Origin of the sequence: Olsenella sp. CU969 (genome assembly GCF_905219715.1) — a bacterium.
GTDB classification, from domain to species: Bacteria; Actinomycetota; Coriobacteriia; order Coriobacteriales; family Atopobiaceae; genus Granulimonas; species Granulimonas faecalis.
In genome coordinates this window covers 1-1,645 of sequence record NZ_CAJMXC010000151.1, presented here as the reverse complement: position 1 = coordinate 1,645, position 1,645 = coordinate 1, and the positions used below count along the sequence as shown (strand labels likewise).

General features: G+C 77.1%; 3 protein-coding genes. All 3 read right to left on the bottom strand.

Annotation, left to right across the window (positions count from 1 at the left end):
* Positions 1–111: 111 nt before the first annotated feature.
* Positions 112–327 (bottom strand): class III signal peptide-containing protein, encoded by a 216-nt coding sequence (locus JX283_RS08310; protein ID WP_204830157.1) that lies wholly within the window; start codon positions 325–327, stop codon positions 112–114.
* A gap of 48 nt (positions 328–375) precedes the next feature.
* A complete protein-coding gene (locus tag JX283_RS08305) occupies positions 376–1,011 on the bottom strand; it encodes a type II secretion system F family protein (RefSeq protein ID WP_204830156.1) in 636 nt (211 codons plus the stop codon).
* A partial coding sequence (locus JX283_RS08300; RefSeq protein WP_204830155.1) for a type II secretion system F family protein occupies positions 1,008–1,645 on the bottom strand: 638 nt, incomplete at its 5' end. The genes JX283_RS08305 and JX283_RS08300, both read right to left, overlap by 4 nt.

Here is a 1,645-nt window from a genome sequence, read left to right as displayed (position 1 = left end):
GGGCCTCGCCCGGCGCGGCCCCGGTCTCCGCGCCCCCGCCCGCCGCGCCGTCCACCCGGGGCGCCGCGGCGACCCAGAGGCAGCCGGCAACCAGGGCCGCGAGGGCGGCCGTCAGAGCGAGTTGATGCCTTGGGCGATGGAGTTNCACAGCTCCTCGACCCTCCCCCTGAACGCGATGACCGCGACGATGGCGATGAGAACGAGGACGCCCACGAGGATGGCGTACTCCGTCGTCCCCTGGCCGCGCTCCTCGGCGGCCGCACCCGCGGCCCCGCGCACCCACGCCTTGACCCCGCACGCCACAGTCACCAGCAGATCCCTCACCATGTCGACCCCTTTCCACACGAATCGGCTTNCATCTATTGCCGNACCCGCTCACCCCAGCGACCCGAGGGCCTGGGCCATGAGCGGGCCCAGGACGGCGAGCAGCATGGCAGGGACCACCAGGACCCCCAGCGGGAGCAGCATCTTCACGGGCACGCGCTCGATCTCCTCCTCCACCTGCAGGCGGCGGTCGCGGCGCACGGCCCCCGACTGCCGCTCCAGTGTCGCGGCCAGCGGGACGCCGAACTCCAGGGCCTCGGCCACGGCGTCGGCGAAGCGGAGCAGCGCCGGGCTCCCCAGCTCGTCGGCCACGCGCCGGANCGCGTCCGCGCGGGTCTCGAGGCCGAGCGACCACGAGAGCCTCGCCTGCCCGAGCCGCGCGGCCAGCACCGTGTCGTGCCGCTCGAGGTAGAGGGCCAGCGCCCCGTCGAACGACAGCCCGGCATGGAGCCCCAGGGCGAGGATGTCGAAGAGCTCCGGCATCTCCTGGGTGGCCGCCTGTCGCTCGGCCGCGGCACGGGACGCCTCCCCCATGCGGCGCACCGGGGCGAGCCCCGCGACGCGGCGCACGGCGCGGGCGAGCGGGTCCGCCCCGGCCCTGCGCACCGGCAGGGCCGGCCCTCCCGCCGTGAGCGCCCACGCCGCCCCGAACGCCGCGGCGGCGGCCAGCGGCGGCCACGGGCTCACGGCTCCACCCGCGCCATGATCGCCCTCATGGCCGCCAGGGCGCAGAGGTCCAGGCCCACGGCCACGGCCAGGCACCCGGCGCCGACGGGCGTCGCGCAGCCCGCCCTGAAGTCGGGCGAGATCAGGGCGAGGGCCGCGACGAGCAGCGCGGGCAGCACCATCACCACGGCCGCCGACAGGCGCACCTGGGCCGTCTTGGTGCGGAGCAGGCCCGCGAGGCCCTCGCGCTCCTCCACGAGCGCCGCAGAGCGCTCGAGGAGCCCCGCCATGGGGGCGCCGGTGCGCTGCGAGATGACCAGCGCGCACGACAGGAGCCCCATGGACGGGNCGGCCACGCGGGAGGCGGCCACGTCCAGCGCCCGGGCCACGGACGACCCGCAGTCGAGCTCGAACGACCCCCGGAGGAACGCCTCGCCCACGGTCCCCCGGCCGTGGCGGCCAACGTAGGTCATGGCCTGGGCCATGGTCTGGCCAGACGCCAGACCGCTGGCAAGCGAGCGGTACGCGTCGGGGACCGCCCGGGCCTCCTCCTGCGCGGCCCGCCGCCCCTCGGCCGCGCCCCACGCCGCCAAGGCGCCCCAGCCGAGGGCGAGCCCCAGGAGCGCCCCGGCGGCGTCCAGGGTCACCGCCGCAC